Annotated in this window: 13 protein-coding genes; all 13 read left to right on the top strand. The window is 69.0% G+C overall.

From position 1 onward, the window contains the following. Positions 1–24: 24 nt before the first annotated feature. The 13 genes from purB (at position 25) to H570_RS0108305 (ending at position 15,299) form a co-directional block, all read left to right on the top strand. A complete protein-coding gene (gene purB, locus H570_RS0108370; protein WP_027080335.1) occupies positions 25–1,395 on the top strand; it encodes an adenylosuccinate lyase in 1,371 nt (456 codons plus the stop codon). A 3-nt stretch (positions 1,396–1,398) separates the two neighbouring features. Then, positions 1,399–1,572, top strand: coding sequence for a hypothetical protein (locus H570_RS19205; protein ID WP_211219096.1), 174 nt, complete (start codon positions 1,399–1,401; stop codon positions 1,570–1,572). A gap of 114 nt (positions 1,573–1,686) precedes the next feature. Then, the gene (locus H570_RS0108360) at positions 1,687–2,892 is read left to right on the top strand and encodes a ribosomal protein uL16 3-hydroxylase (protein ID WP_027080334.1); all 1,206 of its coding nucleotides are present in this window, start codon (positions 1,687–1,689) and stop codon (positions 2,890–2,892) included. Then, a complete protein-coding gene (locus H570_RS0108355) occupies positions 2,889–3,827 on the top strand; it encodes a GNAT family N-acetyltransferase (RefSeq protein WP_051176241.1) in 939 nt (312 codons plus the stop codon). Before H570_RS0108360 ends, H570_RS0108355 begins: the two co-directional genes overlap by 4 nt. Positions 3,828–4,108: 281 nt before the next feature. After that, a complete protein-coding gene (locus tag H570_RS0108350) occupies positions 4,109–6,934 on the top strand; it encodes a 2-oxoglutarate dehydrogenase E1 component (RefSeq protein ID WP_027080332.1) in 2,826 nt (941 codons plus the stop codon). Positions 6,935–6,976: 42 nt separating this feature from the next. Then, the gene (gene sucB, locus H570_RS0108345; protein WP_027080331.1) at positions 6,977–8,221 is read left to right on the top strand and encodes a dihydrolipoyllysine-residue succinyltransferase; all 1,245 of its coding nucleotides are present in this window, start codon (positions 6,977–6,979) and stop codon (positions 8,219–8,221) included. Between the two features lie 127 nt (positions 8,222–8,348). After that, complete coding sequence (gene lpdA / locus H570_RS0108335; RefSeq protein WP_027080330.1) at positions 8,349–9,791, top strand: dihydrolipoyl dehydrogenase; 1,443 nt, start codon at positions 8,349–8,351, stop codon at positions 9,789–9,791. Between the two features lie 132 nt (positions 9,792–9,923). Beyond that, positions 9,924–10,517: an LOG family protein gene (locus tag H570_RS0108330; protein WP_027080329.1), complete on the top strand. Its 594-nt coding sequence runs from the start codon at positions 9,924–9,926 to the stop codon at positions 10,515–10,517. Between the two features lie 314 nt (positions 10,518–10,831). Next, a complete protein-coding gene (locus H570_RS0108325) occupies positions 10,832–12,070 on the top strand; it encodes a TCR/Tet family MFS transporter (RefSeq protein WP_027080328.1) in 1,239 nt (412 codons plus the stop codon). 175 nt (positions 12,071–12,245) lie between these two features. Next, a complete protein-coding gene (locus H570_RS0108320) occupies positions 12,246–12,431 on the top strand; it encodes a hypothetical protein (protein ID WP_027080327.1) in 186 nt (61 codons plus the stop codon). Positions 12,432–12,507: 76 nt separating this feature from the next. Next, positions 12,508–13,515 (top strand): SDR family oxidoreductase, encoded by a 1,008-nt coding sequence (locus H570_RS0108315; RefSeq protein ID WP_027080326.1) that lies wholly within the window; start codon positions 12,508–12,510, stop codon positions 13,513–13,515. A 47-nt stretch (positions 13,516–13,562) separates the two neighbouring features. Beyond that, positions 13,563–13,979, top strand: coding sequence for a low affinity iron permease family protein (locus tag H570_RS16935; protein WP_051176240.1), 417 nt, complete (start codon positions 13,563–13,565; stop codon positions 13,977–13,979). A gap of 63 nt (positions 13,980–14,042) precedes the next feature. Then, positions 14,043–15,299 carry an RNA polymerase sigma factor gene (locus H570_RS0108305; RefSeq protein WP_027080325.1) on the top strand — a complete coding sequence of 419 codons (1,257 nt, stop codon included), beginning with the start codon at positions 14,043–14,045 and terminating at the stop codon, positions 15,297–15,299. Positions 15,300–15,337: the final 38 nt, after the last annotated feature.

The following is a 15,337-nucleotide window of genomic DNA, read 5'->3' as shown; positions in this document are numbered from 1 at the left end:
GGCTCCCCGACCCATGCCGCCGCCATGCCCGCCGAATCGCAACTGCTCGCCCTGTCCCCGATCGACGGCCGCTACGCCGGCAAGGTCGACGCCCTGCGGCCGATCTTCTCCGAGTACGGCCTGCTCAAGGCGCGGGTGCGGGTCGAGGTGGAGTGGCTGCTGGCACTGGCCGCCGAACCGGGCATCGTCGAACTCGCGCCGTTCGGCGACGCCGCGATCGCGCGCCTGCGCGCGCTGGCCAACGATTTCTCCGTCGCCGACGCCGCCCGGGTCAAGGAGATCGAGCGCACCACCAACCATGACGTCAAGGCGGTCGAGTACTTCATCAAGGAGCGGCTGAAGGACGACGCCGAACTCGGCCTGGCGCTCGAATTCGTGCACTTCGCCTGCACCAGCGAGGACATCAACAACCTCTCCTACGCGCTGATGCTCAGCCAGGCACGCGAATCGGTGCTGCTGCCGAAGCTCGACGCCCTGATCGAGGCCCTGCGCGCGATGGCCCACGAACACGCGGCGCTGCCGATGCTCTCGCGCACCCACGGCCAGACCGCTTCGCCGACCACCGTCGGCAAGGAAATCGCCAACGTCGTCGCCCGCCTCCGGCGCCAGGGCGAGCAACTGGCCGCGGTGTCGCTCAGCGGCAAGATCAACGGCGCGGTCGGCAACTACAACGCCCACGTCGCGGCGTATCCCGACGTGGACTGGCCCGTGTTCGCCCGGCGCTTCGTCGAATCGCTGGACCTTGACTTCAACCCGTACACCACCCAGATCGAGCCGCACGACTGCATCGCGGAAATCTGCGACGTGCACAAGCGCATCGACACGATCTGCATCGACCTGTGTCGCGACGTCTGGGGCTACATCTCGCTGGGCTACTTCAAGCAGGCGGTCAAGGCCGGCGAAGTCGGCAGCTCGACCATGCCGCACAAGGTCAACCCGATCGACTTCGAGAACGCCGAGGGCAACTTCGGCATCGCCAGTGCGCTGTTCGAACATTTCGCGACCAAGCTGCCGGTCAGCCGCTGGCAGCGCGACCTCACCGACTCCACCGTGCTGCGTGCGCTGGGCACCGCGTTCGGCCACGCCCTGATCGGTTACGACGCGCTGCTGCGCGGCCTCGGCAAGCTCTCGGTCAATCCGCAGCGGCTGGCCGCCGACCTCGACGCCTCGTGGGAAGTGCTCGCCGAAGCCGTGCAGACGGTGATGCGCCGCCACGGCCTGCCCAACCCCTACGAACAGCTCAAGGCGCTGACCCGCGGCCAGGGCATCACCGAGGCCTCGATGCGCGAATTCATCGCCTCGCTGGACCTGCCGGAAGCCGACAGGCAACGGCTGCTGGAGATGGCGCCCGGCAGCTACACGGGCCTGGCCGAGCCACTGGCAAAGGCGACCTGAGCGATGGCCGGCGACGCGCCGGACCACGAAGGCGGGCGGGGCTTCGCGCAGGGCGTCGTCGAAATCGTCGGCGCCGACCTCGGGCGCATCGTGCAGCAGTCCGACCCCTTCGGCCACGGCTGGTGCCTGCTCGAGTTCCACGGGCGCGGCTACGACGAAATCGCCGGCATGCAGTAGCCGCGATCGCGGTCGAGCGCCGCGGTTCCATCGCGGCCACGCATCCCGGCTGCGGGCAGCAGCCGTCGCGCATTTGGCGCGACAATGGGCGTCCGCCGACTCCCGGACCCCTGCATGGCCCGCCCCCGCCCCACCCTGCCCATCGAAGTCGACGCCAGCGCGCAGCAGCCGCTGGGCATGCCCGCCGCCGACTTCCTGCGCGATTACTGGCAGAAGAAGCCGCTGCTGGTCCGCAATGCGTTCCCGGGCTTCGTCTCGCCGATCGAACCCGAGGACCTCGCCGGGCTGGCCTGCGAGGACACCGCGCTGTCGCGGCTGATCCAGCACGATCGCGAACGCGACGCGTGGAAGGTGCGGCACGGCCCGTTCGCGGAGGAAGAGTTTCCCGGCCTCGGTGACCACGACTGGACCCTGCTGGTGCAGGACGTGGACAAGTGGGACGCCGACATCGCTGCGCTGCTGTCCAGATTCGACTTCCTGCCACGCTGGCGGATCGACGACGTGATGGTCAGCTTCGCCGCGACAGGCGGCTCGGTCGGCGCGCATGTCGATCAGTACGACGTCTTCCTGCTGCAGGCGCAGGGCCACCGGCGCTGGCAGATCGACACCCGCGACGCCCCGCCGCTGCACTTCCGCAAGGACGTCGAGCTGCGGCTGCTGCAGCGCTTCACCCCGGACCACGACTGGGTGCTCGGCCCGGGCGACATGCTCTACCTGCCGCCCGGCGTGCCGCACCACGGCGTCGCCGAGGATCCCTGCCTGACGTTCTCGGTCGGCATGCGCGCGCCGTCGGCGGCGGAGCTGCTCGGCGACTTCGTCGACACCCTCGCGTCGGAATCCGATGACGGCCTGCGCTATGCCGACCCGGACCTCGAGCCGGCCCGGGATACCAATGAAATCGACGCCGCGGCGATGCAGCGGGCGGTCGAGGCGCTGAACGTGCTGCGCATGAACGACCCCGATCGCCTCGGCGACTGGTTCGGCCGCTTCGTCACCCTGTACCGCAGCAGCGGCGAGGCGGTGCCGGCCGACGACGGACGCTCGCGGATCGAGATCGAATGGGACCTGCAGCAGGGCCACATGCTGCATCGCCACCCGTGGACGCGCATGGCCTGGCGACGTGCGACGCGCGGCGCGCGGCTGTACGCGGCCGGCCATGTCTACGAGCTGCCCGTGCGCGACGCCCAGGCGATCGCCGCCGCGCCGGTTTTCGACGGCACGGCCTACGCGAAGCTCTCGGACCGCGGCCGCGACGCGGTCTACGACCTGCTGGCCGGCGGCCACTACCACCTCGCCGAACCCGACGGCGGCGCGCCGTGAGCACGGCGCAGGCACGCGGGCCGTTCCGGATCGAGGCGGTGACTTTCGCCGAAGCGGCCGACGCACTGCTCGCGGTGCGCGAAGCGGTGTTCGTGCGGGAACAGCACGTTCCGGTCGAGGAAGAACGCGATGCGCTGGATCCGCAGTGCCGGCATGTCATTGCCCGCGATCGCGGCGGCGCCCCGATCGGCACCGGCCGGCTGGTGCCGCCCCGCGCCGACGACGCCCCGGCGCGCATCGGCCGCATGGCGGTACTGCGCGAGTGGCGCGGTGCGGGCGTCGGCGACGCGATGCTGCATGCGCTGCTGCGCCAGGCGCGCGAACTGGGCTGGCACGACATCGCACTCAATGCACAGCTCCCGGCGCAGACGTTCTATGCGCGCCACGGCTTCGTGCCGGTCGGCGAGCGCTTCATCGAGGCCGGCATCGAGCACCAGGCGATGCGGCGCCGGATCGATCGCCCGCACGCCATCGAGGAACGCGAAGCGGCCGTGGCCGCGACCAGCGGCCTGATCCGGCAGGCGCGGCGCGGGCTGTACATCTACAGCCGCGAACTCGACCCGGGACTGCTCGACGCGCCTCGCGTGCTCGAGGCGATGCGCGACCTGTGCACCCGCGGCGACGGCGCGCAGGTGCAGGTGCTGTTGCAGGACGCAGCCGCGCCGCAGCGCGCGCTGGCGCCGCTGCTGGCGCTGGCACAGCGGCTGCCCAGTGCGATCGCGTTCCGCGAGGTCGCCGACCCGGTCGACCGCGGCTATCCCTCGGCCTACGTGGCCAACGACGACGGCGGCTACTACTTCCGCGCGCTCGGCCATCGCTTCGACGGCGAAGCCGAAACCGGTGCCGGTGGACGCGCCCGGCAGCTGGTCGAACACTTCCGCCCGGTCTGGGAGCGTTCACGTCCGTGCAGCGAATACCGCGCATTGGGCCTGTAGGAACGCCCCGTGCGCGTGATGCTTTCCCGGGAATCGGTCGCTCGGCAGCGGGCTCCTCGCCCGAGGGACGCTCCCGCGGGCCAGTGTGTCCGGGAAATCGACCGCGCCCATGCCGAGGGCCGTCGGGACGCGGCGTCCCTGCCGTGGAAAGCCGTCCATGATGCACCGCGGCAAGCTCGCGGGCTATAATTGCGGTTCTTTCCCGAGCCGTTCCACGGGCCAGCGAAAATCCCGTCGAATCAGGCATTTGCCCCTCCCTTTTCGAGCCCGATACGCCCGACGTGGACAGTCTCCTCAAGCAGTTTGCGCAGTCCTCCCAACTCGGCTCCAACGCCGCCTACATCGAAGACCTGTACGAGCAGTACCTGGTCGCCCCCGACAGCGTGGGGCCGCAGTGGAAAGCCTGGTTCGACGGGTTCAAGGGCCGCGAGGCCGGTGACGTCCCGCATTCGGCAGTGATCGCGAGCGTGGCCGCTGCCGGCCGCCTGGCCGCGCGCGGCGTGGTCGCGCAGGGCGCCGGCGACGAGCGCGAGCGCAACGTCGGCCGCCTGATCACCGCCTACCGCTCGCGCGGCCACCTGGGCGCGGCGCTGGATCCGCTGGCGATGCAGGACAAGCCGGAGGCGCCGGACCTGGGCCTGGCGTTCCACCGCCTGTCCGAGAGCGACCTGTCGAGCGAGTTCAGCACCGGCGGCGTCGGCGGCCACGCGCGGATGAAGCTGGGCGACCTGCTGGCACGGCTCAAGGCCACCTACACCGGGTCGATCGGCGCCGAGTTCATGCACATCACCGACGCCGAGCAGCGTCGCTGGATCTACGAGCGCCTGGAGGCGGCCGGCGGCGATTACGGGCGCACGGCCGATGACAAGCGCCGCATCCTCGAACGCCTGACCGCGGCCGAGGGCCTGGAGCGCTACCTGCACACCAAGTACGTCGGCCAGAAGCGCTTCTCGCTAGAGGGCGGCGACTCGATGATCCCGCTGCTCGACAACATCGTCCGCCGCGCCGGCGTCGACGGGGTCAAGGACATCGTCGTGGGCATGGCCCACCGCGGCCGCCTCAACGTGCTGGTCAACACGCTCGGCAAGTCGCCGCGCAAGCTGTTCGACGAGTTCGAGGGCAAGTTCGAGCACGCGCATGACGATCGCGCCCACACCGGCGACGTGAAGTACCACATGGGCTTCTCCGCCGACATCGCCACCCCGGGCGGCCCGGTCCACCTGGCGCTGGCCTTCAACCCCTCGCACCTGGAGATCGTCGACCCGGTGGTCGCCGGCTCGGTGCGTTCGCGCCAGCATCGCCGCGGCGACAGGCAGCGCAAGCAGGTGCTGCCGATCCTGCTGCACGGTGACGCTGCGTTCGCGGGCCAGGGCGTGGTGATGGAGCTGTTCCAGATGTCGCAGGCGCGCGGGTTTGCCGTCGGCGGCACCGTGCACATCGTCATCAACAACCAGGTGGGCTTCACCACCAGCGCGACCGAAGACGCGCGCTCCACGCTGTACTGCACCGACGTGGCGAAGATGGTCGGCGCGCCGGTGCTGCACGTGAACGGCGACGACCCGGAGGCGGTGGTGTTCTGCGCCGAGCTGGCGTTCGATTTCCGCCAGCGTTTTGGCAAGGACGTGGTCATCGACCTGGTCTGCTACCGCCGCCACGGCCACAACGAGGCCGACGAACCGGCCGCGACCCAGCCGCTGATGTACCAGACCATCCGCGCGCACAAGACCACGCGCGAGCTGTACGCGCAGCGCCTGACCGCGGACGGCACGCTGGCGGACGGCGACGCGCAGAAGATCGTCGACGACTACCGCGACACGCTCGATGCCGGCAAGGTCACCACCGAGCTGGCCACGGTCAAGCCCGATGAATTCACCATCGACTGGTCGAAGTACCTCGCCGGCAAGCTGTCCGATCCGGTCGACACCACGGTCAAGCGCGCCACGCTCGACAAGCTGGCCAAGGTGATCAACACCATCCCCGCCGAGATCGTGCTGCATCCGCGCGTGGCCAAGATCTACGACGACCGCCGCAAGATGGCCGCCGGCGAACAGCCCGGCGACTGGGGCTTCGCCGAGAACCTCGCCTACGCCACCCTGCTCGACGAAGGCCACAAGCTGCGCCTGGTCGGCCAGGACAGCGGCCGCGGCACCTTCTTCCACCGCCACGCCGTGCTGCACGACCAGAAGGCGGACGCCCGCTACCTGCCGCTGCGCCAGCTGGTGAAGAATCCGGAGGACGCGACCATCATCGACTCGCTGCTCAGCGAGGAAGCAGTGATGGCGTTCGAGTACGGCTACGCCACCGCCGATCCCGACACGCTCGACATCTGGGAAGGGCAGTTCGGCGACTTCGCCAACGGCGCGCAGGTGGTGATCGACCAGTTCATCAGCTCCGGCGAGGCCAAGTGGAACCGCCTGTGCGGGATGGCGCTGTTCCTGCCGCACGGCTACGAAGGCCAGGGCCCCGAGCACAGCTCGGCGCGCCTGGAGCGCTTCCTGCAGCTGTGCGCGCTCGACAACATGCTGGTCTGCGTGCCGACCACCCCGGCGCAGGCCTTCCACATGATCCGCCGGCAGATGCGCATGGACACGCGCAAGCCGCTGGTGGTGATGACGCCCAAGTCGCTGCTGCGCCACAAACTGGCGGTGTCGTCGCTGGACGAACTGGCCGAGGGCAGCTTCCAGCACCTGATCGCCGACAGCACCAGCAGCCCGAAGAAGGCCCGGCGCGTGGTGCTGTGCTCGGGCAAGGTCTACTACGACCTGCTCGAGGACATGCATGCGCGCGGGGCCGACGACGTGGCGCTGATCCGGGTCGAACAGCTGTATCCGTTCCCGCGCGAACTGCTCGCCGCGCAGCTCAAGCGCTACGCCAAGGGCACCGACGTGGTCTGGTGCCAGGAAGAGCCGCACAACCAGGGCGCGTGGTACCAGATCCGCCACCACCTCGTGGCTTGCCTGGCGCCCGGGCAATCGCTGCACTACGCCGGGCGTTCGCGCTCGCCGTCGCCCGCGGTCGGGCACTTCAACGACCACGTGGTCGAGCAGAAGCAGCTGGTCGCCGACGCGCTCGTCAATCCGCTCGACGGCGAAGCCGCCGCCGAGTAACCCCACTTCCCCTTCAACGTTTCCATCAGGACGCCGCCCAACATGGCCACCGAAATCAAAGTCCCGGTCCTTCCCGAATCCGTCTCCGACGCCACCATCGCGTCGTGGCACAAGAAGGTGGGCGACGCGGTCAAGCGCGACGAGAACCTCGTCGACCTCGAGACCGACAAGGTCGTGCTCGAAGTGCCCTCGACCGTCGACGGCGTGCTCAAGGAGATCAAGTTCGAGGAAGGCGCCACCGTCACCAGCCAGCAGATCATCGCGGTGATCGAGGAAGGCGCGGCCGCCGAAGCCCCGAAGGAAGACGCAAAGCCGGCCAAGCCCGCCAACGACAAGGCAACCGATGCCCCGGCCACCACGCCGTCGAAGCCGGCCGCCGGCGCCGAGGAAGTCCAGCCCAGTTCCGCCGCCGGCAAGCCCGGTGCTTCCGCGAAGACCGATGACCTGCCGCCCGGCGCGCGTTTCACCGCGGCGAAGGAAGGCATCGACCCGGCGCAGGTCGAGGGCACCGGCCGCCGCGGCGCGGTCACCAAGGAAGACCTGGTCAACTACGCCAGCGGCAGGACCGCGGGCGTGGCCGGCGGCGCCCGCCCGGAAGAGCGCGTGCCGATGACCCGCATCCGCAAGCGCATCGCCGAGCGCCTGATGCAGTCGAAGAACTCGATCGCCATGCTCACCTCGTTCAACGAGGTCAACCTGGCCAACGTCATGGCGATGCGCAAGCAGCTGCAGGACGATTTCGTGAAGGCCAACGGCATCAAGCTCGGCTTCATGAGCTTCTTCGCCAAGGCCGCCGCCAACTCGCTGGCCAAGTACCCGGCGGTCAACGCCTCGGTCGACGGCGAGGACATCATCTACCACGGCTACGCCGACATCTCGATCGCGGTCTCCACCGATCGTGGCCTGGTCACGCCGGTGCTGCGCAACGTCGAGCGCATGTCGTTCGCGGACGTCGAAAAGGGCATCGACGGCTACGCGCGCGCCGCACGCGAAGGCGGCCTGAAGCTCGAGGACCTGCAGGGCGGCACGTTCACCATCACCAACGGCGGCACCTTCGGCTCGCTCATGTCGACGCCGATCGTCAACCCGCCGCAGTCGGCGATCCTCGGCATGCACACGATCAAGGAGCGGGCCATCGTCGAGAACGGCCAGGTCGTCGCCGCGCCGATGATGTACATCGCGCTGAGCTACGACCACCGCATCATCGACGGCAAGGACGCGGTGCTGTTCCTGGTCGACATCAAGAACCAGCTCGAGAATCCGCACCGCATGCTGCTGGGCATGTGATTTTCCCCTTCCCCTTCAAGGGGAAGGCCGGGATGGGGATGGGTTTCCCCACCGGCGCCGCGAGGCAACCCATCCCCACCCTAGCCCTCCCCTTGAAGGGGAGGGAACCAGGACCAAGGACCACGCAATGAGCGAACAACAGCAATTCGACGTCATCGTCATCGGTGCCGGCCCCGCCGGCTACCACGCCGCCATCCGCGCCGCGCAGCTGGGCATGAAGACCGCCTGCATCGACGCCGCGCTGGGCAAGGACGGCAAGCCGGCGCTCGGCGGCACCTGCCTGCGCGTGGGCTGCATCCCGTCCAAGGCGCTGCTCGACTCGTCGCGCCAGTACTGGAACATGGGCCACCTGTTCGACCAGCACGGCATCACGTTCAAGGACGCGAAGATGGACGTGGCGAAGATGGTCGGCCGCAAGGACGCCATCGTGAAGCAGTTCACCGGCGGCATCGCGATGCTGTTCAAGGCCAACAAGGTCACGGCCTTTTACGGCTTCGGCCAGCTGCAGCCGGGCAACGTGGTGAAGGTCAAGCAGCATGACGGATCCGAGGTCGAGCTCAAGGCCGCCAACGTCGTCCTCGCGGCCGGCTCGGACTCGATCGAGCTGCCGTTCGCGAAGTTCGACGGCGAATGCATCGTCGACAACGTCGGCGCGCTCGACTTCACCGAGGTGCCCAAGCGCCTGGGCGTGATCGGCGCCGGCGTGATCGGGCTGGAGCTGGGCAGCGTGTGGAAGCGCCTCGGCAGTGAAGTCACCGTGCTCGAGGCCCTGCCCGACTTCCTCGCCGTCGCCGACGCCGAGGTCGCCAAGACCGCCGCGCGCGAGTTCAAGAAGCAGGGCCTGGACATCCGCCTGGGCGCCAAGGTCAGCAAGACCGAGGTCACCGGCAAGGGCAAGAAGAAGGAAGTGGTCGTCACCTACACCGACAAAGACGGCGAGCAGACGATCACGTTCGACAAGCTGCTGGTCGCCGTCGGCCGCCGCGCCGCGAGCAAGGGCCTGCTGGCCGAAGGCACCGGCGTGAAGCTCGACCAGCGCGGCGTGATCGAGGTCGACGCGCACTGCCACACCGGGGTCGATGGCGTCTGGGCGGTCGGCGACTGCGTGCGCGGGCCGATGCTGGCGCACAAGGGCTTCGAGGAAGGCATCGCGGTGGCCGAGCTGATCGCCGGCCTGCCCGGCCATGTCAACTACGACACCATTCCCAACGTGATCTACACCGAGCCGGAAGTCGCCTGGGTGGGCAAGACCGAGCAGCAGCTCAAGGCCGACGGCACGCCGTACAAGACCGGCAGCTTCCCGTTCGCCGCGCTCGGCCGCGCCGTGGCCATGGCCGAGCCGGCCGGCTTCGTGAAGGTGATCGCGCACGCCGAAACCGATCGCGTGCTCGGCCTGCACCTGGTCGGCGTGGGCGTGTCCGAACTGGTCCACGAAGGCGTGTTGGCGATGGAGTTCAAGGGCTCCGCCGACGATCTCGCACGCATCTGCCACGCCCACCCGACCTTGTCCGAGTCGATCCACGACGCGGCGATGGCGGTGGACAAGCGGGCGATCCACAAGGCGAACTGAGGTTCGCCTGGGGATCAGGGAATCGGGATTGGGGATTTGCGAAAGCCCCACCCACCCGCATCCTCACGGTCAACGCCGGGCACAAGCCCGGCGTCTGCTTTTCCGCATCCCCAATCCCGAATCCCCACTCCCATGAAAAGCATCTGCGTCTACTGCGGCTCCAACTCCGGCCTCCGCGCCACGTACGCCGAACGTGCGAAGGCACTGGGCGCGCGCATCGCCAGCGAAAAACTGGCGCTTGTGTATGGCGGCGGCAACGTCGGGCTGATGGGCATCGTCGCCGACGCGGTGCTCGAGGGCGGCGGCGAAGTCATCGGCGTGATCCCGCAGCAGCTGGTGGACATGGAGGTCGCGCACCGCGGCGTGACCAAGCTGGAAATCGTCGGTTCGATGCACGAACGCAAGGCGCGCATGTTCGACCTGTCCGACGCCTTCGTCGCCCTGCCCGGCGGTTTCGGCACGCTCGACGAGATGTTCGAGATGCTGACCTGGCGCCAGCTCGGCCTCGGCGAGAAGCCCTGCGCGTTCCTCGATGTCGACGACTTCTACGACCCGCTGCTGGCGATGATCGACCGCATGGTCGCCGAACGCTTCCTGCATCCCGACCAGCGCGCAGACCTGTGGCACGGCGATGACATCGACGGGCTGTTCTCGTGGCTCGATGGCTACAAGCCCGCGCACGCGCTGAAGTGGCTCGACGCCAAGCACAAGAGCCAGCTGCGCTGAGCCGCGCCGCGTTCTCCAGCCGTCAGGGCATGCGCGCGCATCGTGCGGGCTCGTCACGGTGAACTAAGCTCGCGCTCCCCTTCGCTACGTGAACATCGCCGCACGCCCGGTGGCATGCGCGTCCCGCCTTCGTGTAGCATCGCGCCCCTTGTTCGCCGAGGGGCAGCAACCATGCGGATCGTCGCCAGAACCTGAAGCCTCGCGCTTCCCCGCCCCACGGGACGGGTACGTTCATGCATCCCCGCCACCGCGCGGGGCCTTCGTGCATCCGCACGCCGCGCCGGCACCCGGCGCACACCCCGGAAACCAGCCCCATGTCCCCTGTCGCCTTCCGCGCCAGCAAGGCCGCGATCGCCTTCATCCTCGTCACCGCGATGCTCGACGTGCTGTCGATGGGCATCGTCATCCCGGTCCTGCCGATCCTGATCGAGCAGTTCACCGGTTCCAACGCGCGCGCCGGCGTTATCAACGGCCTGTTCGTCGCCCTGTGGGCGCTGATGCAGTTCCTCGCCTCGCCGGTGATCGGCTCGCTGTCCGACCAGCACGGCCGGCGCCCGGTGATCCTGGTGTCCACCGCGGGCCTGGCCATCGACTACGTCCTCATGGCGCTCGCACCGGACCTGTGGTGGCTGGCGCTGGGCCGGATCATCGCCGGCGTGACCTCGGCCAGCTTCACCACCGCATTCGCCTACATGGCCGACATCACCGAACCCGAGCACCGGGCGCGCGGCTACGGCCTGATCGGCGCGGCTTTCAGCGCCGGCTTCGTCGCAGGCCCCTTGCTGGGCGGCGTGCTGGGCGAATGGTCGCCGCGGGCGCCGTTCTGGGCGGCCGCCGCGTTGAGCAGCGTCGCATTCCTGTATGGCGCGTTCGTGCTGCCCGAATCGCTTCCACCCGAGCGTCGCATGGCGTTCTCGTGGAAGCGCGCCAATCCGCTCGGCGCGCTGCGCCTGCTGCGCTCGCACCCGGAACTCACCGGCCTTGCCGGAGTGAACTTCCTGCTCTACTTCTCCCACCACGTGTTTTCGGCGGTGTTCGTGCTGTACGCGGGCTATCGCTACGGCTGGAGCCCCTGGCAGGTCGGCGTGCTGCTGGCGCTGGTGGGCGTTCTCGACATGATCGTGCAGGGCACCCTGGTCGGGCCCGCGGTCAAGCGCTTCGGCGACCGCCGGGTGATGATCACCGGGCTGTGCTTCGGCGCCGTCGGCATCGCCTGCATGGGGCTCGCGCCGACCGGCCTGCTGTTCACCCTGGCGATGCTGCCCAACGCGCTGTGGGGGCTGGCGATGCCGACCATCCAGTCGCTGATGACCCGGCGCGTGTCGGAGTCAGAGCAGGGCCAGCTGCAGGGCGCGAACAACAGCGTCGGCGCGATTGCAGGCGTGCTGTCGCCGCTGTTCTTCGGCGCGGTGTACGCCGTCTCGGTGGGCCCGGAAGCGTGGTTCCCGCATCCGGGCACGGCATTCCTGATCGCATCGGCGGTGCTGCTGGGCGCGGCGATCATCGGCTGGCGCGTCGCAGTGCGCGCGCGGGCGGCGGCGGTCGCGCGGTGAGTGCGGCGGCAGCCCCGGCCACGCATCGCTCCCCATGCCTGCCTTGACGTCGCAGCAACGGGCGAAGGCGGATATTGGCGACATGCTCCCGGGAACCGCCGATGCAGCGGATCGTGGCAGGCATCCGCGCATGCGCCGGAGACCGGGGGCGGCACGCACAATGAGGAGCACTGCAATGGGCAATCACCGCGACCGCAAGGATCCACCGGCCGGGGAAGACAGGCACGTTCCCCCCGAAACGCCCGGGGAGAAGCAGCAACGCAAGCAGCACGAGAGTGACAACCAGGACGAGGCGCTGGACGAAAGCTTCCCGGCCAGCGATCCGCCGTCGCCGTTCGTTCCGGCGCGGGCACCCGACTGATCCGACGCCGTCCGCTCACTTTGCCGCGACGCGCCTGCGCCTAGGGTCGCTGCAGGCAACCTTGACAGACCACGGCATGGCCAGAACCACCAAGAAGACGTCGCGCGCGCCGGCGGCCGCGACGGCCGCACGCCACCGCGCCCTGCAGAAGCAGGCGGACGCAAAGGAAAAGACGCAAGCGGCGAAGAAGAAGACGGCGAGGAAGAAGAAGCCGGTGCAGGCCGGCACGCGACGACAGCCGGAAAATCCGATGCCCGCGCAGCACCTCGCCAAGCCCGGCAACGAAGACGAGCTCAGGCTGCAGCCCAGGTTCCTCGCGCCCGACTACGTGGGCAGCGGCAAGCTCGACGGCATGGCCGCGATCGTCACCGGCGGCGATTCGGGCATCGGCCGCGCGGTGGCGGTCCTGTTCGCGCGCGAAGGCGCCGACGTGGCGGTGTTCCATCTCGACGAGGACGCCGACGCCCGGAAAACGCGGCGCCACGTCGAAGCCGAGGGTCGCAGGTGCCTGGTGGTGGCCGGCGACGTCGGCGACCCCGCGTTCTGCAAGACCGCGGTCGGCAAGGTGGTCAAGGCCTTCGGCCGCCTCGACGTGCTGGTGAACAATGCGGCCTTCCAGCTGCACGCCGCGGACATCGATGACATCACCGATGCACGCCTGCAGGAAACCCTGCGCACCAACATCGGTGGCTACTTCAACATGGCGCGCGCCGCGCTCGAACACATGAGCGAAGGCGCCTGCATCATCAACACCGGTTCGGAAACCGGCATCTTCGGCAACCCCAAGCTGCTGGACTATTCCGCGACCAAGGGCGCGATCCATACCTTCACCCTGTCGCTGGCCTCGAACCTGCTCGCCCGCGGCATCCGGGTCAACGCGGTCGCGCCCGGTCCGGTGTGGACGCCGCTCAACCCCGCAGACAAGTCCGCCGGCGACGTCGCCGCGTTCGGCGAGGACAGTGACATGGGACGCCCGGCGCAGCCAGAGGAAATCTCGCCGGCCTATGTCTTCCTCGCGTCGCCGGTGACCGCCTCCTACGTCAACGGCGTGGTTCTGCCCGTGATGGGCGGCCCGCGCGGCTGAGAAACCGACCAGGCGCCGGCGCGCGCTTTCTACCGACGAGGGCCACCATGAATAAGTCCAAGGCATTCACGCGCTTCGCCCAGGCCGCGGCGCGATTCACGGGCAAGCCGATGTGCTTCGCAATCGCCGCCCTCCTGATCGTCATCTGGGCAGCGACCGGGCCGATCTTCAAGTTCAACAACACCTGGCAGCTGGTGATCAACACCGGCACCACCATCATCACCTTCCTGATGGTGTTCCTGATCCAGAACACGCAGAACCGCGACACGGAAGCGCTGCAGATCAAGCTCGACGAACTCATCCGCGCCACGCGCGATGCCAGCAACACCCTGCTCGCGCTGGAGGAACTCGACGACGACGCCCTGGAGAAGCAGCGCAAGCGCTTCGCCCACCTCGCCCGGAAAGCCCGGGAGGCCTGCGCTTCGGACGACGAGCCCAACGCCGTCGACGATGCGCAGCGCTGAGCCGGACCACCTGACCCGCGCGGCCCTTGCGCCGGGAAAGCGGCGGTGCTTTGATCTGCCGCCATGACGACCGACATCCATCGCACAGTCGAGGCCGTGTGGCGCATCGAGTCCGCCAAGCTGATCGCCGCGCTGGCGCGCATGGTGCGCGACGTGGGCCTGGCCGAGGAACTGGCGCAGGACGCGCTGGTCGCCGCGCTGGAGCGCTGGCCGGAGACCGGCGTACCGGACAATCCGGCCGCCTGGCTGATGGCCACCGCGAGGCACCGCGCCATCGACCGGTTGCGGCGCAGCAAGCTGCAGTGGAGCAAGCACGCGGAGATCGCGCGTGAACTGGAGGAGCAGCAGGACATGGCCGCGTCCGGACTCGAAGACCGGCTTGACGACGACATCGGCGACGACCTGCTGCGGCTGGTGTTCACCGCCTGCCATCCGGTGCTGCCGCGCGAGGCCCGCGTCGCGCTGACCCTGCGCCTGCTCGGTGGCCTGTCCACCGACGAGATCGCGCGCGCGTTCCTGGTGCCGGAAGCCACGATGGCCCAGCGCATCGTGCGCGCCAAGCGCACGCTGTCGGACAAGCAGGTGCCTTTCGAGGTACCGCGCGGCGACGACCGGTTCGAACGCCTGGCCTCGGTGCTCGAAGTCATCTACCTGGTCTTCAACGAGGGTTATGCGGCGACCGCCGGCGACGACTGGCTGCGCCCGGCGCTGTGCGAGGAAGCGCTGCGGCTGGGCCGCATCCTCGTCGGCCTGGTGCCACGCGAGCCGGAAGTACACGGACTGCTTGCGCTGATGGAACTGCAGGCCTCGCGCAGCAAGGCGCGCGTGGGCCCGGCTGGCGAACCGGTGCTGCTCGCCGACCAGAACCGCGCGCGCTGGGACCAGCTGCTGATCCGTCGTGGCCTGGCGGCGCTCGAACAGGCGATCAAACTCGGCGGCGCGAGCGGGCCTTACGTGCTGCAGGCCGCGATTGCCGCCTGCCATGCTCGCGCCACGAGCGTGGAAGCAACCGACTGGCCGCGCATCGTCGCGCTGTACGACGCGCTTGCGCGGGCAATGCCTTCCCCCGTGGTCGAACTCAATCGCGCCGTGGCCGTGTCCATGGCGTCAGGCCCCGACGCGGCTCTCGCCGCGGTGGACGCGCTGGCCAGTGAACGCAGGCTGCAGAACTACCATCTGCTGCCAAGCGTCCGCGGCGAATTGCTGCGCAAGCTCGATCGCCACGCCGAAGCGCGCAACGAGTTCGAACGCGCCGCCGGCATGACCCGCAACGCACGCGAGCGCGAGCTGCTGCTGGCAAAGGCGCGCGACTGCAGGTAGGAGCGCCCCATGGGCGCGAACGATTTGATTGCAAAAGG

It is taken from the genome of Luteimonas mephitis DSM 12574 (assembly GCF_000422305.1).
In the GTDB taxonomy this organism is placed as follows: domain Bacteria; phylum Pseudomonadota; class Gammaproteobacteria; order Xanthomonadales; family Xanthomonadaceae; genus Luteimonas; species Luteimonas mephitis.
Note: the sequence above shows the minus strand (reverse complement) of the source record. Positions and strands in the feature narration are given on the sequence as shown.